We start from the raw sequence: 21,591 nt of genomic DNA, 5'->3' as shown, positions 1-21,591 counted from the left end.
AAATCCATTCCCTTAGCTGCGGAGCTCGGCGCCGACCGCCTCGGCGGCCCGGCGCACCGCCGCGTCGCGGGCCGCGGTGGCGTCGTCCTCGGTGAGCGTGCGATCGGGCGCGCGGAACCGCAGCGCGAAGGTCAGCGACTTGCGGTCCTCGCCGATCTGCGGGCCGGTGAACACATCGAACAGTTGCAGGTCTTCGAGAAGCTCCCCCGCGCCCTCGCGGACGGCGTCGGCCACCGCCTGGGCCGGTACGTGCGCGGCCACCACCAGGCTGACGTCCTGGAAGACGGCCGGGAACGGCGACACCCGGGGCGCGGGCAGTGCCGCGGCGATGGGCAGTGCGTCCAGGTTCAGCTCGAGCGCGCAGGTGCCCTTGGGCAGCCCGGAGCGCTCGATCACCGCGGGATGCAGCTGGCCCGCGTAACCCACCGGGGTGTCCCCGACGAGCACTTCGGCGCACCGACCCGGATGCCACGGCAGCTGCTGCGCCGCGCGCAACCGCACGTCGATTCCGCTCGCGCGGGCGATGATGCGGACCGCCTCGAACGCGTCGGCGGCCTCGGCCCGGCGACCCGGACCCCAGGGTCCGCGGTGTTCGCGCAGGCCGGTCAGCACCGCCGCGACGTGCTGCGGCTGCCGCGGCAACGACGCGTCGAGCACGGCGATCTCGGCGTCGGTGGGCCGACGGTCGACGGGAATGAGGTCCACCGCGCGGGTGTCCGCCGTCGGCTGGACCACCTGCGCAAGGGCATACAGCGAGACGTCGACCAGGCCGCGAGAGACGTTGCGCACCAACGCTTCCAGCAAGGCGGGCAGCAGCGTGGTGGCCAGGTGCGGGCGGTCGGCCTCCAGCGGGTTGAGCACGTCGGTGGTGGTGCGCCGCGGGTCGTCGGCCGGCAGGCCCCACAGGTCGAACACGCCCGCGGGCAGGAACGGCGTCGGCAGGATCTCGACGTAGCCGGACTGAGCCAGGGACTTGCCGATGGCGCGACGGCGCTTCTGCACGGCGGACAGACCCCGGCCGGCCGGCGCCGGCGGCAACACCGACGGGATGACCTCCAGCCCCTCGAGCCGCAGCACCTCCTCGACGAGGTCGGCGGGCTGCACGAGGTCGGGCCGCCAGCTGGGTGGGGTCACCGTCAACGTGTCGCCCCGCTCCGCCACGTCGGCGCCGATCTGGGCGAGCCGCTTGGCGGTCGTGCCCGGGGCGTAGTCCACCCCGGCGACGCGATCCGGCAGGTCCACCGAGATCTCGATGGGCGGGAGCGACCAGTCGTCGCGCGGCGGGTCGCCGCGCCAGTCGGTCAGGCCGTCGGAGACCACTCCGCCGGCGATGTCGGCGAGCAGCGTGGCGCACCGGTCCAGCGCGGCCACCGAGATGGCCGGATCCACACCCCGCTCGTAGCGGCGGGCGGCTTCGCTGGGCAGGTGCAATCTGCGCTGGGTGCGCGACACGGCGGCGGGGTCCCAGACCGCGGCCTCGAGCAGCACGTCGGTCGAATCGGCGCGCACCTCGGTGCTAGCCGCACCCATCACGCCGCCGATCGCGGTGGTCGCCGTGTCGTCGACGATGAGGACGTCGGCCGGCTCGAGTTTGCGCTCGATGTCGTCGAGGGTCACCACGGTCTCGCCGGGCCGGGCGAACCGCACGACGAAGCTTCCGGTGATCCGCTTGCGGTCGTGGGCGTGCATGGGGTGACCCAGCTCGAGCATCACGTAGTTCGTCACGTCGACCGCCGGGGAGGCCGCGCGGATGCCGGACAACAGCAGCCGGCGCTGCAGCCACCACGGCGACACGGCCGCGGGGTCGATGCCGGTGACCGGACGCAGCGCGAAGCGCCGCACGCCGGTGCTGGGCTGCACGGTCAGCGGCCAGGCCTCGCCGTTGACCGGCAGCGCCTTGACCACCTGGCCGCCGGCGGGGTCGACGAAGTCCAGGTCGTAGGCGCAGGCGATCTCGCGGGCCAGGCCGCGCAGCGACATGCCGTAGCCACGGTCGGGCGTGATCGCCAGGTGGAAGATCACGTCGTCCAGGCCCAGCACGGCGGCGCCGTCGGCGCCTGGGTCGGCGGCGCCGGGCGGCAGCACCAAGATCCCGGATTGGTCGGCGCCCAAGCCGAGTTCCGCGCCCGAACAGATCATGCCGTCGGAGTTGCGGCCGTAGGTTTTGCGTGCGGCGATCTTGAAGTCGCCGGGCAGCGTGGTGCCGGGCAGCGCCGCGACGACGAGGTCTCCGGTAACGAAGTTAGTTGCGCCACAGACGATCCCGCGGTCTTGGCCGTCACCGACGTCGACGCGGCAGAAGCGGATCGGCTTCTTGAAACCGGTCAGCTCTTCGATGTCGGTCACCCGGCCGACCGTCAGCGGGCCGTCGACCGGGCCGAGGGGGGTCACCTCTTCGACCTCGTGGCCGATGCGCACCAGCGTGTGCTCGAGCTCGGCGGGGGGTACATCCCAGTCCGGCGCGCCGGCCGACACCACCTCGCGTAGCCAGCTGTAGGGAACGCGCATCAGGCACCCACCCCGAACGGCAGCGAGAACCGGACATCGCCCTCGACCATGTCGCGCATGTCCGGAATCCCGTTGCGGAACTGCAGCGTTCGTTCCAGGCCCATGCCGAACGCGAAGCCCGAGTAGACACCCGGGTCAATTCCCGCGGCGCGCAACACGTTTGGATGCACCATGCCGCAGCCACCCCATTCCACCCAGCCGGCGCCGCCCTTCTTGCCGACGAACCAGACGTCGACCTCCGCGGAGGGCTCGGTGAACGGGAAGAAGTGCGGCCGTATCCGGGTGCGGGCCTCGGGGCCGAACTCGGCGCGCGCGAACGCGTCCAGCGTCCCACGCAGGTGCGCCATCGTCAGGCCGCGGTCCACCGCCAGGCCCTCGACCTGATGGAAGACCGGCGTGTGGGTGGCGTCGAGTTCGTCGGTGCGAAACGTGCGGCCGATCGAGACGACGTAGACGGGCAACTCGCGGGCGAGCAGGGTGCGCACCTGCACCGGCGAGGTGTGGGTGCGCAGCAGCTGCCGGGAACCGTCGGGCGCGATGTAGAAGGTGTCCTGCTCGCTGCGCGCGGGGTGGTCGGCCGGGAAGTTGAGCGCGTCGAAATTGAACTGCTCGGACTCGACCTCGGGGCCGTCGGCCAGTTCCCAACCCATCGCGATGAAGGTGTCGGCGATGTGTTCGGCGAGGATCGTGATCGGGTGCCGGGCGCCGGTCGGCTGCCGGGTCGACGGCAGCGTGACGTCGATGCCTTCGGCGACCAGCACCGCGGCGTCGCGTTCTGCGCGCAGGACCACGAGCCGGTCGTCGTAGCCCTGCTGGGCGTCGGTCCGGGCGGCGTTGACCCGCTTGCCGGCGTCGGCCCGCTCGTCCTTGGGGACGCCGCCCAGTGCCTGGCGCGCCAGAGCCAGCGGTGAGCGGTCGCCGAGGTGCTCGGTCTTGACGCGCGCGAGTTCGTCGAGATCGCCGGCGCGCGTGAAGGCCTCCCGGGCGGCGCTGACCGCTCGGGCCAGGGCTTCCGGCGACAGGTCGACGGGTTGATCACCCACGCGGCGACACTCTCCTTGGCTGTTGGTCGGCTGCAAATTGCCCAGCGGCAAGTGCTGATCATAGTGATTCGGCGCGTGGCGCCGGGCGGGCGCGTGGCAGTTGAGCGGCCCGTCGCCGCGCGAGCACCGCGCGGATCGCGAAGTGCTTAGCCTGCGACGGCCGGCTGCGGGCCGGGCAGCGTGTCGTCGCCGTCCAGCGGCGCGACCGGGACGCCCCGGCCGGTGACGAATTTCACAATCCCGTAGGCCACAAAGGCGCCGAGGAGACCGAACACCGGCGTCGCGGCCATGGTCCCCCAGTGATGGGCCATCATCAGGAAACCGAAGCCCGAGGACGCCGCCAGCATCAGGTACCGGGCCGACGTCCAATGGATGGGCTGCCGGAACCGCGCCGACACGAGCACGCCCAGGATCACCGCGACGGTATGGCCGGCATCGGTGAAGTCACCCCCGACGATCGCCGACGCGATGCCCGCCGCGACCCACCAGCCGACCCAGGCGGCCCGCCAGCGCGACGGGATCACCGCCGTCATCGCGCCCAGCACCGCCAACGCGCCGTAGCTCATCCCGACATCGCTGGCCCGGGTGATCGACACGGGCAGCCAGCCGAACTCGACCGCCCCGGCCAGGGCGGCCGCCACCAGCAGCGTCGCGCCGATGTGGCCGACGACAAACGCCACCACCAGCCGGATGGTGCGCAAATGCAGCTCGGCCAGCGCGAGCAGGCAGGTCAGGAAGGGCAGCCAGAAGTACAGCGGACCGGCGTCGACGACGAGCGCGCTGCCCAGCAGCGTCCCCAGATGCCCGTGGCCCAGGTTGTGCAGGTTGGTGCTGGCACGCGCGACGATGACGTCATGCGCGTCCGGGCCGAGCACCAGGATGGCGCAGCTGATGGCGAGCAGCAGCGCCGCATACCCCACGGTGAATTGGACCCGGGCAAGCCGGGACACGATGCCCCCTATCATTGGCATCCATTATGGCTGCAGTTTGGTGTCCGCCGTGTCATCAGAGCCTGACAACTCCCTAAAAGTCCTGAGGCGATATATCGCCAAATCTGCCGGCATGCCCGCGGGCTTCGGCCCGAAAACCGGTTTGCGGGTGCGCTTGGCCTCGACGCCCAACGCATCCAACTCGCTTTGCGGTATGAGATCCAACGTTGAACTCGACACCATGATTCCACCTTTGGTGGCCCGTTCCATAACTCGTGCGGCGACATTCACATCCACACCGAGCCAATCCGCGGCCAGGCGCTGCGGTCGTCCGGTGTGGATTCCGACGCGCATCCGCGGTGTGTAGCCCTGAACCTCGACCGAATTCACCGCTTCCTTGGCGGCCAGCACGGCTCGCACGGCGACCATGGGATCGCCGAACACGGCCATGAGCCCGTCGCCCATTCTTTTGACGATGTGCCCGCCGGCGTCGAGCAGCGGCGGCTCGAGGGCCCGCGCCACCTGGCGTAGCAGTGTGAGGGCCGCGTCGTCGCCGGCCCGCAAGGACCACGTCGAAAAGCCGACCAGGTCGGTGAAGACCAACGTCACCTCGGGATTGGCGGGACGTCGGGAAACCCCCTCGGTCAGCGCCTGCCACACCTGCAGCACCCCGAGGCTGACCTCCCGCGATACCGCGTCGCGGTCCCCCAGCAGCCGGTCGGCCGCGCGCGCCGCGGCGCGTGGACCACCGTCGCCGGCGGTGGACAGCGGATCACCGAACTCCGGGTCCCCGGGCAACAGCCGCCGTGCACGCCGGATCACGGCCACCGCCCCGGGGCTGTGATTGCGGCCGTGCAGCCACTGAGTCGCCTTGTGCACCGACAGCGGCGAACGCCGCGGAGCGGATTGCGCCACAGCGGATTCTTCGGGCTCGCCCGGGTCCAGATCACGACGCCCGAGTTCCACCCGGCCAGGTTATTTGGTTTCGTCGAAGGCAGGCAATGACCGTGCTGGTGGGTCCTGCGATGTGTGTCGCACGTCGCACCAACCGCCTGATCACGGCGGTGCCACATCGGTGTGGAAGCTCGATAACTCCCGTGCGGACACGTCGCCGAAATCGTAGACAACGCGCGTTGTCAAAGTTATCGTGAGGCCAATCGGTTCAGGAGGCCGCGATGACTGGCAGATCGACTACATCCACTGATCCGCTCGGACCAGATTCCCTGACCTGGAAGTATTTTGGCGATCTGCGCACCGGCATGATGGGTGTGTGGATCGGGGCGATCCAGAACATGTACCCCGAACTCGGCGCCGCGGTCGAGGCGCATTCGATCCTGCTGCGCGAGCCGCTGCAGCGGGTGGCCCGGTCGGTCTACCCGATCATGGGCGTGGTCTACGACGGCGACCGGGCGGCCCAGACCGGACAGCAGATCAAGGGCTACCACCGCACGATCAAAGGGGTCGACGCACAGGGGCGCCGCTATCACGCGCTCGATCCGGACACCTTCTACTGGGCGCACGCCACGTTCTTCATGCTGATCGTCAAGGTGGCCGAGTACTTCTGTGGCGGCTTGACCGAGGCCGAGAAGCGGCAACTGTTCGACGAGCACGTGCAGTGGTACCGGATGTATGGGATGAGCATGCGGCCGGTGCCCGAATCGTGGGACGAATTCCAGGAGTACTGGCAGCGAACCGGTCGCGAGGTCCTGGAGATCAACCGGGCGACGCTGGACATCTTCCAAATGCGTATCCCGAAGCCGAAATTCGTGTTGGTGCCGACACCGGTCTGGGATCAGATATTCCGGCCGCTGGTGGCCGGTCAGCGCTGGATCGCGGCGGGACTCTTCGAGCCCGCGGTTCGCGAGAAGGCCGGAATGCATTGGACGCCCGGCGACGAGGTGTTGCTGCGCTTGTTCGGCAAGATCGTCGAGCTGGCCTTCCTGGCGGTGCCCGACGAGATCCGGCTGCACCCGCGTGCCCTGGCCGCCTACCGCCGCGCCGAGGGACGCCTGCCCAGCGACGCGCCGCTGGTCGAGGCCCCGCCGTTCATGGCTCCGCCGCGCGACCGGCGCGGACTGCCGATGCATTACTTTCCGCCGCCGCCCAAGTTGCCGTTCGACCCCGTCCTGCCACCCGCCCGGGCGCTGTTGGAGCGCGCCGGGTCGTTGGTGCACACGACGTTGTCGCTGGCCGGCCTGCGCGCCGGGCGGGGCCGCCTGAAGCGACCCGTCAAGGCCGCGTAGGCAGGTTCAGCGCCCGCGCGCTCTGATACAGACAGACGGCCGCGGCCGACGCCACGTTGAGGCTCTCGGCGCCGCCGGACATCGGGATGCGCAGCCTGTGGTCGGCACCGGCCGCGATTTCGCTTGGCAGGCCGTGGGATTCGGGACCGAACAGCCAGGCGGTCGGCTTGCCGAGCAGTTCGCCGGCCTCGTCCAGACGTTGCTCACCGTCCACGGTGGTGGCGAGCAGCTGCAGACCCGCGGCACGCAGCGCGTCGACGGCGGCGATGGCGTCCGGGGCGGCGACGACCGGGACCGAGAAGATGCTGCCGGCCGAGGCGCGCAGACACTTGCCGTTGTACGGATCGACGCTGTGGCCGCCGAGGACGACGCCGGCCGCGCCCATCGCGTCGGCCAGTCGAATCAGGGTGCCGGCGTTGCCCGGCTCGCTGATCTCCACGGCGACCGCGACCAGCTGGGGCGAACCGGCCAGCACGTCGTCGAGGCGGGTGACCGGCAGGTCGCACACCGCGACCAGCCCCGCCGGGGTGACGGTATCGCAGAGGGCCTTGGCGGCGCGCTCGGTGACCGGGTGGACCGGGCAATCCAGGGCCGCCAGCAACGACGCATGGCGCTGCTGGGCGACTTCGGTGACAAAGACGTCGCGGACCAGGCCGCGACGGGAGGCGGCCTCGACCAGGTTAGGGCCCTCGGCGAGAAAACGGCTCGCCCGCCGGCGGCCGACGTGGCGATGAAGTTTGACCGCCGCCGCGACCCTGGCCGAACGTTCGGTCAGCACCTGCCGGTCCGCCTCGCCGGTGCGGACCGGTTAGGCGGCTTCCCCCGAATCCGAGGGGGCATTGACGTCCTCGGGCAGCGCCGCGCGCGCGATGTCGACCAGCGCGGTGAAGGCGGCCGGGTCGGCGACCGCGATGTCGGCCAGGTTTTTGCGGTCCACCTCCACACCGGCAGCCTTGAGGCCCTGGATCAGCCGGTTGTAGGTGATGTCGTTGGCCCGCGCCGCCGCGTTGATGCGCGAGATCCACAGTTTGCGGAACTCGCCCTTCCGGGCACGCCGGTCGCGGTACGCGTATTGCAACGAATGCAGCTGCTGCTCTTTGGCTTTGCGGTAGAGCCGGGATCGCTGGCCGCGATAGCCCTTCGAGGCCTTCAGGATGCTGCGCCTCTTCTTGTGGGCGTTGACCGCCCGCTTCACGCGTGCCATTGGATATTCCTACTCTCGTTCATGCGTCATGGGTCGATAAATGGGTCTGCCGTGCCAGCTCGCGATGCGGGTCTGGCCGGCGCGGTGGTCAGCCGTTCAGCAGGCGCTTGATGCGCTGGGTGTCGTTGGCCGACACCACGGTGCGGCCGTCGAGCCGCCGGGTTCGTTTCGACGGCTTGTGCTCGAGCAGGTGCCGGCGGTTGGCCTTCTGCCGCACGATCTTGCCGGTTCCGGTACGCCGGAAGCGCTTTGAAGCCCCGCTGTGGGTCTTGGCTTTGGGCATGTTTCCTCTGGTTCTCGCTCGGTTCTCGCTGTTGGGTCAGTTCGGTGAAGCAGCGGTGTCGCCGCTTTCGTCGGCGTCGTGCGCGGAGTCGGCTCCCACTTCCTCCGGATGCCGCGCCCTGGCGCGAGTCTTCGCGCCGCGGTGCGGTGCCAGCACCATCGTCATGTTGCGGCCGTCCTGCTTGGCGGACGTTTCCACGAAACCGTATTCGGCGACGTCCGCGCCCAGGCGTTGGAGCAATCGATAGCCCAGCTCGGGCCGCGACTGCTCACGTCCGCGGAACATGATCGTGACTTTCACCTTCGATCCCGCCTCCAGGAAGCGGATTACGTGACCCTTCTTGGTCTCGTAGTCGTGATCGTCGATTTTGGGTCGCAGCTTCTGTTCTTTGACGACGGTCTGCTGCTGGTTCCGGCGGGATTCGCGCGCCTTTTGCGCCGCTTCGTATTTGAACTTGCCGTAGTCCATGATCTTGCAGACCGGCGGCCTGGCGTTCGGGGCAACTTCGACAAGGTCGAGATCGGCATCCGCAGCGACGCGCAGTGCGTCTTCGATGCGCACTATGCCTACCTGTTCTCCCCCCGGGCCAATCAATCGGACTTCAGGTACGCGGATGCGCTCGTTGACGCGGGTCTCAGTGCTGATGGGGCCTCCCTTGTTGGGCTTCTGTCTGTCCTGCGATGACGACCGGTTGCCTGGGTTGGTCGGGAATCAGCGGCGGAGACACCACACCACTAGCAAAAAAGCCCTGCACAAGCAGGGCCCAATGCCGACCGATCGCGGCCGAGGGCTACTCGGGCCGCCCGCGCTACACGCGGAACAGGCATACACATTGCCTGTGACCGGACCGCCAAACCTTCGAAGATCCGCACAGAGATCTCGTCGGCTCGCGGTGGGAGTGGGACTCCACTTAACTGTTCCTGGCGTTCGCCGGGATGGTCGCAGGCGCTAGTTTAGCAGCCTTGAGGTGCCCTTTAGCACTTCGGCCGGACGCCGGCGCCGCAGTGCCCCTCGACCGGGCCCGAAAAACGCGGGCAAACTCGTGGCCGCCACTTCGAGCGCTTCCGCAAGCGTTTCACGGATTGAGGGAATATCCTCGCGGTCTGTGACACTCGCTTCTCCTCGTTCAGGTCCTCGTTCGGGGCCGCGCCTGGTGCCTCGTAGCCGGTCGAACTCGCGGTATCGCTGGGTGCCGGCAGCGGCCGGATGGACGGTAGGTGTCATCGCGACCGTTTCGTTGCTGGGCAGTGTGTCCCCGCTGATCCGTTATCTGATCAGGGTCCCGCGTGAGTTCATCAACGACTATCTGTTCAACTTCCCCGACACCAGCATCGCGTGGTCGTTCGTATTGGCGTTGTTGGCCGCGGCCCTGACCGCGCGTAAGCGGATCGCCTGGCTGCTGTTGCTGGCCAACATGATTCTCGCCGCGGCCCTTAACGCCGCCGATATCGCCGCCGGTGACAACACCGCCGCCGAGATCTTCGGCGAGAACCTCGGGTTCGCCCTGCACATCGTCGCGATCGTGCTGCTGGTGCTGGCCTATCGCGAGTTCTGGGCCAAGGTCCGCAGAGGTGCGCTGGTCAAAGCGGCCGGGGTGCTGGTGGCCGGGGATGTGGTGGGCATCCTGGTGTCCTGGGGCCTGGTCGAGTTGTTCCCCGGAACGCTGGCCCGCCAGGACCGCCTGCCCTACGTGGCCAACCGGGTGGTCGGATTCGCGCTCGCGGATCCGGACCTGTTCAGCGGACGGCCACACGTGTTTCTCAACGCGATCTTCGGTCTGTTCGGCGCGCTCGCGCTGATCATGGCGACCATCGTGCTCTTTCAATCCCAGCGGGCGGAGAACGCGCTCACCGGCGAGGACGAATCGGCCATCCGCGGGCTGCTCGAGTTGTACGGCAAGAACGACTCCCTGGGCTACTTCGCCACCCGCCGCGACAAGTCCGTGGTCTTCGCCCAGAGCGGGCGCGCCGCCATCACCTACCGGGTCGAAGTCGGCGTCTGCCTGGCCAGCGGCGACCCGATCGGCGACCCCAGGGCATGGTCCCAGGCCGCCGACGCCTGGCTGGGCCTGTGCCAGACCTACGGCTGGGCTCCCGGTGTCATGGGCGCCAGCACCCAGGGTGCGCGGGCATATCGCGAAGCCGGCCTGAACGCGCTGGAGCTCGGCGACGAGGCCATCCTGCGAACCGCCGACTTCAAGCTGTCCGGTCCCGATATGCGCGGAGTCCGCCAGGCCGTGACCCGGGCCCGGCGGGCGGGTCTGACCATGCGGATCCGAAGGCACCGCGACATCGACCCCGGCGAGATGGCCGACACCATCACCCGCGCGGACGCGTGGCGCGATACTCAGACCGAACGCGGCTTTTCCATGGCGCTGGGCCGGCTCGGCGATCCCGCCGACGGGGACTGCCTGCTGGTCGAAGCGCTGGACCGAGACGGTGCCGTCGTCGCGATGCTGTCGCTGGTTCCGTGGGGGACCACCGGCGTGTCCCTGGACTTGATGCGCCGTTCGCCGCACTCCCCCAACGGCACCATCGAGCTGATGGTCAGCGATCTCGCCCTCAACGCGGAAACCCTTGGCATCACCCGTATTTCACTGAATTTCGCGATGTTCAGGTCGGCATTCGAGCAGGGCGCCCAACTCGGCGCCGGTCCCGTCGCCCGGCTGTGGCGCGGGTTCCTGTTGTTCTTCTCGCGGTGGTGGCAGCTGGAGACGCTGTATCGCTCCAACATGAAATACCAACCCGACTGGGTGCCGCGCTACGCCTGCTATGAGGATGCCCGCCTGATCCCGCGGGTGGGCGTCGCCTCGGCCCTCGCCGAGGGCTTCCTGGTCTTGCCGTTCGGCCGGCGCAAACCGCACACCGGTCATCACCCGGCCGTCCCGGCCCGGCTGGCCGAGTCCGGCCTGCTGCATCACGACGGGAGCGCGCCGGACGTCAGCGGGCTGCAGAAACGCCAGGAGTCGGCCGACGAAGAAGAAGCGAGAGCGCGGCTGCCCGAACAGGTCCGGGTGCGTCTGGCCAAGCTGAAGGTATTGCGGCACAAGGGTATCGACGCGTATCCGGTGGGCCGTCCGCCCAGCCACACCGTCGCCGCGGCGCTCGACGCGGACGACCGGGAAACGATCACGGTCTCCGGCCGGATACTGCGGATACGCGACTACGGCGGAGTGCTGTTCGCCCAGCTGCGTGACTGGTCCGGAGAAATACAAGTGCTGCTGGACAATTCGCAGTTGCAGCACCGCCGAACGGCCGACTTCACGGCGGCCATCGACCTCGGCGACCTGGTCGAGGTCTCCGGCCACATGGGCTTCTCCAAGAAGGGAACCCGCTCGCTGATCGTCGGCGACTGGCGGATGATCGGTAAATGCTTGCGGCCGTTGCCCAACAAGTGGAAGGGGCTGACCGACCCGGAGGCCCGGGTGCGGACCCGCTACGTCGACCTGGCGGTCAATCCCGAGTCGCGTGAGGTGATCAAGGCGCGCAGCGAGGTGTTGCGCTCGGTCCGGCAGACGCTGTTCGCCAAGGGATTCATCGAAGTCGAAACCCCGATCCTGCAGCAGATCCACGGCGGCGCCACCGCCCGGCCGTTCGTCACCCACATCAACACCTACGACATGGACCTGTTCCTGCGCATCGCGCCGGAGCTCTACCTCAAGCGGTTGTGCGTCGGCGGCGTCGAGCGGGTCTTCGAGTTGGGCCGCGCGTTCCGCAACGAGGGCGTCGATTTCAGCCACAACCCGGAGTTCACCTTGCTGGAGGCCTACCAGGCACACGCCGATTACACGGTTTGGATCGACGGGTGTCGTGAGCTGATCCAGAACGCCGCCCAGGCCGCGCACGGCGAGCAGACGGTGATGCGGCAACGCGACGGCGCCCAGGGCACCGGTGGCCGCCTGGAACCTGTCGACATCTCCGGCGCCTGGGCGGTCAAGACCGTGTACGACGCCGTATCCGAAGCGCTCGGCGAGCACATCCACCCCGCCACACCACTGCCCGTCCTGCGCAAGCTGTCCGACGCGGCGCACATTCCTTATCGGGCGCACTGGGATGCCGGCGCGGTGGTGCTGGAGCTGTATGAGCACCTGGTCGAGGAGCGGACCAAGGCGCCGACCTTCTATATCGACTTTCCGACGTCGGTGTCGCCGCTGACCCGGCCGCACCGCAGCCAACCGGGGGTCGCCGAGCGATGGGACCTGGTGGCGTGGGGTGTCGAGCTGGCCACCGCCTACAGCGAGCTCACCGATCCGGTGGAACAGCGCCGCCGCCTGCAGGAGCAGTCGCTGCTGGCCGCCGGCGGGGATCCCGAGGCGATGGAGCTCGACGAGGACTTCCTGCAAGCGATGGAATACGCGATGCCGCCCACCGGCGGGCTCGGGATGGGTGTCGATCGCCTCGTCATGCTCATAACGGGCCGCAGCATCCGCGAGACGCTGCCGTTTCCGCTGGCCAAACCGCATTAGTCGAGGCCGGGAACATTCGGTCCGGCGTCGGCGAACATTCGGTGAATAGGTTCCAGGCCGGTTAACAATAGATCACAATGGATTACGTGACAGCCTCGACGAACGGTGCCCCCGCGCAGTTCCTGGCGCTCAGTCACACCTCGCTGATGCATGGCTGGGTGCCGACGACGATCCAGGTGCTGGCCGCCGTCGTGCTGACACTGGCGGCCGGCTGGCGGTCGCGTCGCTGGCGGACGGTGCGGATGCCTGCGGCCGCGCTGATCGGCGGAGCCGCGGCCTACCTGACGCACTGGTACATCGTCGACCACGGGCTCTCCGAGGAGCCGGCGCCTGCGGCGCTGTGGCTCTGGATCGCGCTGACGGGTACGGCGGTGGCGGTGCTGGTGTTGGGATGGGGCAGCGCGCGTCGCTGGCGGCGTGGCGCCGCGGTGCTGGCGGTGCCGTTGTGCTTGCTCAGCGCGGCATTGGTGCTCAACCTGTGGGTGGGTTACTTTCCCACCGTCCAGTCCGCGTGGGGCCAGCTGACGTCCGGCCCGCTGCCCGACCAGACCGACCAGGCGACCGTTACCGCGATGGCCGCCAAGGGAACCCGGCCACCGCACGGCATGGTGGTGCCCGTCGCGATCCCCTCGGACGGGTCGCACTTCAAGCATCGCGGCGAGCTCGTCTACCTGCCGCCCGAATGGTTCGCCACCACCCCACCGCCGCCGTTGCCGACCGTGATGATGATCGGCGGGCAGTTCAACACTCCGGCGGACTGGACGCGTGCGGGCAACGCGGTCAAGACGATCGATGATTTCGCGGCCGCGCACGACGGTAAGGCGCCCGTGTTGGTGTTCGTGGACTCCGGCGGCGCCTTCAACAACGACACCGAATGCGTCAACGGGGTTCGGGGCAACGCGGCCGACCACCTCACCAAAGACGTCGTGCCTTATATGGTTTCGGCTTTCGCCGTCAGCCCGCACCGGTCCAACTGGGGTGTGGCGGGCTGGTCCATGGGCGGGACCTGCGCCGTCGATTTGACCGTCATGCATCCCGACATGTTCAGCGCGTTCGTCGATGTCGCCGGCGACTTCTTCCCGAACGCCGGCAACAAGGCCCAAACGATCGCCAGGCTGTTCGGCGGAAACGCCGACGCCTGGGCGGCTTTCGATCCGACCACGGTGATCAACCGGCACGGACCGTACCGCGACGTGGCCGGCTGGTTCGCGATTTCCTCGGACGGGCACCTCGCGGCGCACCGGGACGTCCAGCTGACCGACAGCGGCGCCATCCGGCTGGCCGGACGCGAGGCGGCCGCCAACCCCGCCAACCAGACCGCGGCCGCCTATTCGCTGTGTGCGCTCGGCCGTGCCAACGGAATCGACTGCGCCGTGGTCGCGCAGCCCGGCAGGCACGATTGGCCGTTCGCGGACCGGGTGTTCGCGGCCGCGCTGCCCTGGCTGGCCGGCGCGCTGGGTACCCCGGGGATTTCGCGGACGCCGTTGCCCGCCCCGTCCGCGTCCAGTGCCGACGCCCCGGCGATCGTCCCCGCCGAGCATTCCAACACCGCAATGCGTTAGCCGTCGGCGCTCAGATCGGTGATCTCAACCGTCTCGCCATTGACATTGGCGCACAAAGACACCGGCGGGGACCACCGCGCGAGAATGCCGCATTCTCTTGCCGCGCTCCGACTTCCGCCCCGCGTGTGGGGAAACTGTCGGCAAAACAATACGTATATAAGGCAAGTCGATCGTGACATATCGTCACACGATGCGGATGTATTGTCGACCGATGGGACCCAACCGGATGTTCCCCTATGAACCGCCCCCGCCGGCCGCGCCAACGGCCAAGGAGCGGATTCGCGACGCCACCCTGAGCTGCTTCGCCACGCACGGCATCGCCGCCACGTCGCTGCGCACGGTCGCCGAAACCGCCGAGGTGTCAGTCGGACTGGTACAGCACCACTTCCGCACCAAGGCGGCGCTCACCGCCGCCGTCAATCAGTACGTGCTGCAGGTGGTCGGTGAGGCGCTGGAGCCGACGGCGCTTCCCGAGGCGCCCTCCGACGGGCTCGACGAGGCCGGTCGCCGCCTGACCTCCTTGATGGCCGAACACTCCGATGTCATCACCTACCTGGGGCGCGCGCTCGCCGAGGGCGGCGCATTCGGATCGGTCATCTTCACCGGCCTTTTGGGCATCAGTACGGCCCAGCGCGACGAGTTCTCCCGACGGAGCACGACCCACCCCGACCTCGATCCCGATTGGGCGGCCCTCAACCCGCTGATCCTGCGTGTCGGCGCCATCATTCTGCATCCCTACATCGAGCTATACCTACGGGAATCGTTCTTCACCGAGCCGCAGTTGCGGCGCTGGGACGCCGCCGTCACCAGCCTCATACGGCATGGCCAATTCCTCAACGAGACGGAACCGCAAGAACCACGTCGTCACGGCGTGTGACCGATCACCGACAGTTGAGGCCGCGCCGGGAAACGGGGCCAAACCCGGTCCGGGTTGGCGCCCGGGTGCTATACACGAAGCACCATGGATGTCTCCGCCGTATCCGCTTACTCCGCGCAGATTCTCGACGCCGATGCGTCTGACGGCGACCTGGTGTTGCGGCGGCTACGCGCCGATCCCAGCGTGGAGTTCATCGACCGGCTCGACACACAGCTGGCCAACCTGGGAGGTCTTCGGCCCACCCCCCATCCCGAGCTCCTCACGGAGCCGAGCCGATGGGCCTACTACCCCTGGCGGCGCACCGTCGTGGCGGTCCTGGGCCCGCGCGGATACCGCGCGGTACGGCTGGACCGCAACCGCAACAACATCACCCGGGTGGAACAGGATCGGCTCGGCGCGCTGCGCATCGGCGTGGCCGGTCTCAGCGTCGGGCACGTCATCGCGCACACCCTTGCCGCCCAGGGACTGTGTGGCAACCTCCGGCTGGCCGACTTCGATCACCTCGAACTGTCGAACTTGAATCGGGTGCCGGCCACCGTGTTCGACCTCGGCGTCAACAAAGCCCATGTCGCGGCGCGCCGGATCGCCGAGCTCGATCCGTACCTACCGGTCGAGGTGTTTGACGCCGGTCTCACCGTCGATACCGTTGACGCGTTCCTCGACGGGCTCGACGTCGTCATCGAAGAGTGCGATTCGCTCGACATGAAGGCGCTGTTGCGGGAAGGCGCCCGCGCCCGCCGTATTCCGGTGCTGATGGCGACCAGTGACCGCGGCCTGGTCGACGTGGAGCGTTTCGACCAGGAACCCCAACGCCCGATCCTGCATGGTCTGCTCGGCGACCTGGACATCGGGCTGCTGCCCGGCATGAGCAGCCGCGAAAAGGTGCCCCACATCCTGCGTCACCTTGACGCCGAACGGCTTTCGCCCCGCACGGCCGCCTCGCTGCTGGAGATCGACCGTACGGTGTCGACCTGGCCGCAGGTGGCTTCGGATGTCGTGCTGGGTGCGTCGGCATTGGCCGAGGGCGTGCGCAGGATCGGGCTCGGCGAGGAGCTTCGCTCGGGCCGCACCCGCATCGACATCGGCGGCGCACTCGACCGACTCGATGAACCCGGCATGGCCCGGCACCGCCCCGCGCCAGTAGACGGTCACGAACCACCGCAACTACCCGGGATGGCCGGAATCATCGCCGCGGCGGCGATCCGCGCGCCGTCCGGAGGAAACGTACAGCCGTGGCGTGTCCAGGCCGGACCCGCCGGCATCACCATCGACATTGCCGTTCAACACACTTCGACGATGGACGTCGGGTTCCGGGGCAGCGCCGTCGCGGTGGGAGCCGCGCTGATAAACGCCAGAATCGCCGCGGCCGCCCACCACGTTCTGGGACCGGTCAGCCTCGCGGGCGACGTCGACGGATCGCCGTTGCGCGCCACCCTGGAATTGGCCGACGGCACCGACCCCGAACTTGCCGACCTTTATCAACCGATGCTCGAGCGCGAAACCAACCGGCACCACGGAAACCCCCGACCGATCGACGCCACCACCATCGAGGTGCTCGGCGCGGCCACACACCGGGAATGCGCACGACTACACCTGATCACCGAGAGAGACGACATCGCCCATGCGGCAACAATTCTGGCCGCGTCCGATCGCACCCGCTACCTGACGCCGCACCTGCACGAAGAGATGGTCTCCGAGCTGCGCTGGCCCGGCGATCCCGAACCCGACACCGGTATCGATGTGCGCAGCCTCGAACTCGACGCCGGCGACCTGGCGATGCTCGACATCCTGCGCCGCACGGACGTCATGACCCGTCTGGCCCAATGGAATGCCGGCGGCGCGCTCGGCGAAGACACCCGCGACCGCATATCAGCCAGTTCCGCGCTGGCCGCGATCACCGTGCCGGGACGCGACCTTCGCGACTACGCGCGGGGAGGAGCGGCAGTCGAGTTGGTCTGGATCATCGCCCAGCAGCGGGGGCTCACCGTCCAGCCGGTCTCGCCGGTCTTCCTTTACGCGCGTGACCGGACCGAATTCGACGAGCTGTCACCCCAGTTCGCCGACGAGCTCACCCAGTTGCAGCGCGACTTCCACGAATTGGCCGGCATAGCGCCCGAGCGATCCCCGGTGCTGATCCTCCGATTCACCGCCGGGCCGGCGGCATCGGTACCCAGCCGCCGCAGTCTTGACCGGGCCCGGGTGTCCAGTTGAGCGTTTCGTTGCTGAGGCACCCAGGGATTTCGGGTCCGGCCCGCGCACGGATGTGTGACGCGGGACGCGAAACCGCCGCCACACGCCGGATGCGGCTACGGTAGGGGCGATGTCGGGCACGTTGGACTACCTCGTCACCGGTGCGGCCGCGGAGTTGATGGCGGCCACCGCGGCCGACTCCGCCACGATCAGTCAACGGCTGCTCGGCAAGCTGGTGCATGAATTGGGCGTGGACTTCAGCTTCCTGCGCCACAACGATCACACGATCCACGCCACGGTGCTGGTCGCGGACTGGCCGCCCCGCAACGCCGATCCCGACCCGATCGGTGTCGTCTATTTCGCCGACGCGGACTCGGTCTTCGCCCAGGCGGAGCACCTCAAAGCGCCGCAAGTCGTGCGCCCGGCGCCGGCGAACGCCGACTATCAACGCAATATCGACGAGGGCACCGGGTGGGGGGCGGTGTCCCTGGCCGCCGTGCCGCTGCTGTCTGGCGACGTGACGACCGGGACGCTGGCCTTCGGCAAGGTCGGAGACCGCGAATGGCTGCCGGAAGAGCTCAACGCCCTGCAGGCGATCGCCGCACTCTTCGCGCAGCTTCAGGCCCGGGTCGTCGCCGAAGAGCAGATCCACTACCTGGTCGAGCACGACGAGCTCACCGGGCTGCTGAACCGCAGGGCGCTCATCGCGTACCTCGACGAGCGGCTCGCCGAGGGACAGCCGGGCCCGGTCTCGGTGGTGTTCCTCGCCCTGGACCGCTTCAAGGTCATCAATGACCGCCTCGGCCAAAACGCCGGCGACCGGTTCATCGAGGCCTTCGCCGCGTTGTTGCGCGAGGCCACCGAGGGTATTCCCTCGGTCATCGCCCGCTTCGGCGGTGACGAGTTTGTCGTCGTGCCGGCGGCCGCCATGGACGTCGCCGCTGCGGAAGCGTTTGCACAGTCGCTGCACGGCCGGGTCCATCGGCAGATCGCGATCGACGGGGAAATGCTCACTCGCACCGTGAGTCTCGGTGTCGCAACCGCCGTGCCCGGACACGAGAGTACGTCGGACCTGCTGCGCCGTGTCGACCAGGCCACCCGGTCGGCCAAGAGTTCCGGCGGCAACAAGGTCGCAACGTTCAACCCGGAGATGTCGACAACGGACATGATCCGCAACGACATCGAACTGCACCTGGAAGGGATGATCGACAGCGGTGGTGGCGCCTTGGTGCTCCATTACCTCCCGGAGTTCGACATGCGGACCGGCGAGATCCTCGGCACCGAGGCGCTGATCCGTTGGCAACACCCAACCCTCGGGTTGTTGATGCCCGATTCGTTCATCCAAGTCGTGGAGTCGATCAACCTGGGCGCCAAGCTTGGTCGTCTCGTTATACGTTCGGCCTGTGCGCAATTCGGGCTCTGGCAATCACGCGGCGTCGGACAGGGCGCGGTGCTACGGGTCAACGTGTCGCCGGTGCAGCTCGTCACGGACGGCATCGTCGGCACGGTCGCGGCCACCCTCGAGGAGTTCGGTCTCGATCCCAGCACCGTCTGTCTGGAGATCACCGAAAGCGTTGTGGTCCAAGATATCGACGCCACACGCAAAACGCTGTTCGGGTTGAAGGACATCGGAGTGCAGATCGCCATCGACGACTTCGGCACCGGCTACAGTGTGCTGACATATCTGAAATCCCTTCCCGTCGACTCACTCAAGATCGACCAGGGTTTTGTCCGCACCGTCGATACCAACCCCGGTGACCTGGCCATCGTGCGCTCGACGATGGCCCTGGCCGACGCCTTCGGGCTCGACGTCATCGCCGAAGGCGTCGAAACCGTGGCCGCGGCCAAGACACTGCTCAGCCTGGGTTGCCATCGCGCTCAAGGCTTTCTGCTCTCCCGCCCGCTAGACAGCGCGGCGATGGAGACGCTCCTCGCCAAACGCGTCATACCGATGAACTTCTCCGATGCGGACCCTACGGGACAGGAGAACCCGATCTAGACCCGCGCGACGCGGAACACCCGGCGCGGATCGGCACTCAGGAGCGGCGCTCGAAAAGGTAGTAATACGTCGGGGTCTTGTCGTCGAGCTGCCGCTCGTCGCCCGTGGACACCAGCGTCCAGCCCGGAGTGAATCGTCGTTCGATCTCGGCGCGATCGATGCCCGGCACGCCGAACCGCCCGCCGGGCGGGAAGGCGACAACGAACAGCCGCGCGTCGGGTGCCGCGATTGCGCTGATTTCCCGTACGTACGCCTCGCGATCGCCACCGCTCATGTTGTGGATGCAACCGTTGTCGACGATCAACCCGAAGCCCGTGCCGATCCCGGAGTGACTCAATTGCGTGACGTCCGCACGGGCAAAATCGACCGAAACATCCGCGGCGCGCGCCTTGGCGCGTGCCTTGTCGAGCGGCTTGGCGACGTAGTCGACCCCGGTGACCGTCCAGCCCTGCTTGGCGAGGTAGATGGCGCAATCCCCGGTACCGCATCCCACGTCGAGGGCCAACCCCCTGGGCAGCGCCGCGGTGCCTCCCGTTCCCTCGACCAGATCCCGCAGACCCTGCCCGATCGGATGGCCCTCCCACGGCGTGAAGCCGACCCGGTAGAAGAACCGAAATCGCGTGTGTCGAGAAGCCATAACCGCAATGATGGCATTCGCGGCGATCCGTCCGTCCCCGACCCCGCCCCGCGGTCGAAACGGCTCGGCGCAGCGTGCGGCCGTCGGACAGCGGAAAGGTCAGTGACGTAGTCGTATCGTGGCCCTGATCGGGGCCGCCGCGACCATGGTGAAAGGCACGGCCAGCGGGAAATCATCGGAGAGCGACTCGATTTCGACTCGGCGAACGATGGTCGCCAGCGCGAGCGTGGCTTCCAGCATCGCGAAGTGGTCCCCGATGCATGAACGAGGCCCGCCCCCGAACGGAACGTACTGCCAACGGTCGCGACCGTTGGCGTGCTCGGGACCGAATCGGTCCGGGTCGAATCGCGACGTATCGTCCCAGAGGCCCGGATCGGTTTGTACGGCCATTCTCCCGAACGCCAGAGTGGTGCCGGCCGGGACGCGGTAGCCGGCGACTTCGAGATCGCGGGTCGCCATCCGGGTTCCGGTGGGCCCGGGCGGGCACAGCCGCAACGCCTCCTGAAGAACCTGCACCGTAAAGCCCAGCCGGGCAACGTCGTCGGGCGTGAGTTGGCGGTCGCTGAGCCCGGCGGCTTCGGCCGCGACGCGCTCCTGCAGGTCCGGGTGATGGCCCAGTGCCCACAGCGCGTAGGTCAGCGTTGTCGTCGTGGTGTCATGGCCGGCGAACAAAAAGATGATCATTTCATCGCGGATCTCGTCGTCCGACAACGATTTCCCGGTTTCCGGGTCGGTGGCGGCGATCAGCGCGTGAACCAGCGGAGCTTCCCTGCCGGCATCGGCACGACAGGCCCGCAGAATCTCGTCCGCCAGCTCGCGAATCGCCGCGGCCGCGGCGCGGGCGCGCCGCCGCGCCGGCGTGGGCATCCACGCGGGCGCGCGCAGCGGGCGCAACGCACGCCGCACCGCGTAACTCGTCGCCACCCGCAGCGGCTCGGCGATCGCGTCGGAGCGCTCATCGAGGTTCAAACCCAGAACCGAGCGGCCCAACGCCCGCAAGGTCAGCGTGCGGCACTGCGCGTCCAGATCGATCTCGGCGCCCTCGCGCCACGTGGCACACACGATCTCCGCGGCCTCGGCCATGTGCCCACCGAACTGACGGACACGCTGGCGGGTGAATACCGGCTGCAGGGTGCGGCGCCGCGGCAACCATTCGGTGTGGGGCAAGACGAACAGGTTTCCCCCCAGGAGTCGGCGAAGCTCGGTGGCCACCGCGCTGGTCTTGTCGACCGAACCGTCTCTCACGCTGAGGATGTCGCGGATGCCTTGCGGGGATGTCGCCAACACGATGGGCGGGATCAGCCAGGGGGGTCCCAAGGTCACCCGGGTGACAGGTCCACCCGCGTCACGAAGTTTGTTCGTCCCGGTATGGAATTCCCTGATGGCCTTCAGTCGTTCGCGATACGGAAGCGGATTTTTCGGGGCCAACGGCAACGCGGCGACGTCACGCTTGGGCTCAGCGATCGACACCACTCGACCCTAGAGCACGTGCACCGGCAGCCGGGGCCGTGACCTCAACACGTGATTTCTCCCAACGCCGAAATCCGACTCAGGATTTCGGCGTTCTCGGCGCACATCAGCTTGAATTGTCCCGGCTCGGCATGGGTGGAAAGGGTGCGACGATCCCACCACATCACTTTGGTTCGGTAGT

General features: G+C 68.2%; 16 protein-coding genes. 6 read left to right on the top strand and 10 right to left on the bottom strand.

Going from position 1 to position 21,591, the window contains the following annotated elements; all coding sequences use genetic code 11:
• Window positions 1-12: 12 nt before the first annotated feature.
• The 4 genes from pheT to Q0W90_RS08650 form a co-directional block, all read right to left on the bottom strand.
• Window positions 13-2,508, bottom strand: coding sequence for a phenylalanine--tRNA ligase subunit beta (pheT, locus tag Q0W90_RS08665; protein WP_297774130.1), 2,496 nt, complete (start codon window positions 2,506-2,508; stop codon window positions 13-15).
• The gene (gene pheS, locus Q0W90_RS08660) at window positions 2,508-3,551 is read right to left on the bottom strand and encodes a phenylalanine--tRNA ligase subunit alpha (RefSeq protein WP_297774128.1); all 1,044 of its coding nucleotides are present in this window, start codon (window positions 3,549-3,551) and stop codon (window positions 2,508-2,510) included. Before pheS ends, pheT begins: the two co-directional genes overlap by 1 nt.
• 146 nt (window positions 3,552-3,697) lie before the next feature.
• Window positions 3,698-4,516 (bottom strand): rhomboid-like protein, encoded by an 819-nt coding sequence (locus Q0W90_RS08655; RefSeq protein WP_297774142.1) that lies wholly within the window; start codon window positions 4,514-4,516, stop codon window positions 3,698-3,700.
• 9 nt (window positions 4,517-4,525) lie between these two features.
• Complete coding sequence (locus Q0W90_RS08650; protein WP_297597788.1) at window positions 4,526-5,446, bottom strand: adenylate/guanylate cyclase domain-containing protein; 921 nt, start codon at window positions 5,444-5,446, stop codon at window positions 4,526-4,528.
• 209 nt (window positions 5,447-5,655) lie between these two features.
• On the opposite strand from Q0W90_RS08650, the gene Q0W90_RS08645 reads away from it, so the two are divergent.
• A complete protein-coding gene (locus tag Q0W90_RS08645) occupies window positions 5,656-6,723 on the top strand; it encodes an oxygenase MpaB family protein (protein WP_297597790.1) in 1,068 nt (355 codons plus the stop codon).
• Here Q0W90_RS08645 and Q0W90_RS08640 read toward each other — a convergent pair.
• The 4 genes from Q0W90_RS08640 to infC all read right to left on the bottom strand — a co-directional run bounded on the left by Q0W90_RS08640 (window position 6,710) and on the right by infC (window position 8,855).
• Window positions 6,710-7,501, bottom strand: a complete 792-nt coding sequence (locus Q0W90_RS08640) for an RNA methyltransferase (protein ID WP_297597792.1) — start codon at window positions 7,499-7,501, stop codon at window positions 6,710-6,712. The genes Q0W90_RS08645 and Q0W90_RS08640 overlap by 14 nt on opposite strands.
• 30 nt (window positions 7,502-7,531) lie before the next feature.
• Complete coding sequence (gene rplT / locus Q0W90_RS08635) at window positions 7,532-7,927, bottom strand: 50S ribosomal protein L20 (RefSeq protein ID WP_008257634.1); 396 nt, start codon at window positions 7,925-7,927, stop codon at window positions 7,532-7,534.
• 88 nt (window positions 7,928-8,015) lie between these two features.
• Window positions 8,016-8,210, bottom strand: a complete 195-nt coding sequence (gene rpmI, locus Q0W90_RS08630; RefSeq protein WP_297597820.1) for a 50S ribosomal protein L35 — start codon at window positions 8,208-8,210, stop codon at window positions 8,016-8,018.
• 36 nt (window positions 8,211-8,246) lie between these two features.
• Window positions 8,247-8,855: a translation initiation factor IF-3 gene (gene infC, locus Q0W90_RS08625; protein ID WP_297597839.1), complete on the bottom strand. Its 609-nt coding sequence runs from the start codon at window positions 8,853-8,855 to the stop codon at window positions 8,247-8,249.
• A 505-nt stretch (window positions 8,856-9,360) separates the two neighbouring features.
• On the opposite strand from infC, the gene lysX reads away from it, so the two are divergent.
• From lysX to Q0W90_RS08600, 5 genes are all read left to right on the top strand, one after another.
• Entirely contained in the window at window positions 9,361-12,675 is a 3,315-nt protein-coding gene (gene lysX, locus Q0W90_RS08620; RefSeq protein ID WP_366521411.1) for a bifunctional lysylphosphatidylglycerol synthetase/lysine--tRNA ligase LysX, read from the top strand.
• Window positions 12,676-12,752: 77 nt separating this feature from the next.
• Window positions 12,753-14,237, top strand: coding sequence for an alpha/beta hydrolase-fold protein (locus Q0W90_RS08615; protein WP_297597824.1), 1,485 nt, complete (start codon window positions 12,753-12,755; stop codon window positions 14,235-14,237).
• A gap of 211 nt (window positions 14,238-14,448) precedes the next feature.
• Window positions 14,449-15,114 (top strand): TetR/AcrR family transcriptional regulator, encoded by a 666-nt coding sequence (locus Q0W90_RS08610; protein ID WP_297774123.1) that lies wholly within the window; start codon window positions 14,449-14,451, stop codon window positions 15,112-15,114.
• Window positions 15,115-15,198: 84 nt separating this feature from the next.
• Window positions 15,199-17,325, top strand: coding sequence for an Rv1355c family protein (locus Q0W90_RS08605; RefSeq protein ID WP_297774119.1), 2,127 nt, complete (start codon window positions 15,199-15,201; stop codon window positions 17,323-17,325).
• 109 nt (window positions 17,326-17,434) lie between these two features.
• Complete coding sequence (locus tag Q0W90_RS08600; RefSeq protein ID WP_297774117.1) at window positions 17,435-19,303, top strand: EAL domain-containing protein; 1,869 nt, start codon at window positions 17,435-17,437, stop codon at window positions 19,301-19,303.
• 37 nt (window positions 19,304-19,340) lie between these two features.
• Here Q0W90_RS08600 and Q0W90_RS08595 read toward each other — a convergent pair whose 3' ends face one another.
• Window positions 19,341-19,940 (bottom strand): class I SAM-dependent methyltransferase, encoded by a 600-nt coding sequence (locus Q0W90_RS08595; protein ID WP_297774115.1) that lies wholly within the window; start codon window positions 19,938-19,940, stop codon window positions 19,341-19,343.
• 99 nt (window positions 19,941-20,039) lie between these two features.
• The gene (locus Q0W90_RS08590; RefSeq protein ID WP_297774113.1) at window positions 20,040-21,410 is read right to left on the bottom strand and encodes a cytochrome P450; all 1,371 of its coding nucleotides are present in this window, start codon (window positions 21,408-21,410) and stop codon (window positions 20,040-20,042) included.
• Window positions 21,411-21,591: the final 181 nt, after the last annotated feature.

Source organism: Mycobacterium sp. (genome assembly GCF_025933915.1).
Taxonomy (GTDB): Bacteria; Actinomycetota; Actinomycetes; order Mycobacteriales; family Mycobacteriaceae; genus Mycobacterium.
This window is presented reverse-complemented; position numbering and strand designations above follow the sequence as displayed.

Excerpts from the sequence above, each read along its gene's own strand:
- pheT (WP_297774130.1), bottom strand. The coding sequence starts at position 2,508 with ATGCGCGTTCCCTACAGCTGGCTACGCGAGGTGGTGTCGGCCGGCGCG.
- Q0W90_RS08655 (WP_297774142.1), bottom strand. The coding sequence starts at position 4,516 with ATGATAGGGGGCATCGTGTCCCGGCTTGCCCGGGTCCAATTCACCGTG.
- Q0W90_RS08645 (WP_297597790.1), top strand. The coding sequence starts at position 5,656 with ATGACTGGCAGATCGACTACATCCACTGATCCGCTCGGACCAGATTCC.
- rplT (WP_008257634.1), bottom strand. The coding sequence starts at position 7,927 with ATGGCACGCGTGAAGCGGGCGGTCAACGCCCACAAGAAGAGGCGCAGC.
- rpmI (WP_297597820.1), bottom strand. The coding sequence starts at position 8,210 with ATGCCCAAAGCCAAGACCCACAGCGGGGCTTCAAAGCGCTTCCGGCGT.
- Q0W90_RS08615 (WP_297597824.1), top strand. The coding sequence starts at position 12,753 with ATGGATTACGTGACAGCCTCGACGAACGGTGCCCCCGCGCAGTTCCTG.
- Q0W90_RS08610 (WP_297774123.1), top strand. The coding sequence starts at position 14,449 with ATGGGACCCAACCGGATGTTCCCCTATGAACCGCCCCCGCCGGCCGCG.
- Q0W90_RS08605 (WP_297774119.1), top strand. The coding sequence starts at position 15,199 with ATGGATGTCTCCGCCGTATCCGCTTACTCCGCGCAGATTCTCGACGCC.
- Q0W90_RS08600 (WP_297774117.1), top strand. The coding sequence starts at position 17,435 with ATGTCGGGCACGTTGGACTACCTCGTCACCGGTGCGGCCGCGGAGTTG.
- Q0W90_RS08595 (WP_297774115.1), bottom strand. The coding sequence starts at position 19,940 with ATGGCTTCTCGACACACGCGATTTCGGTTCTTCTACCGGGTCGGCTTC.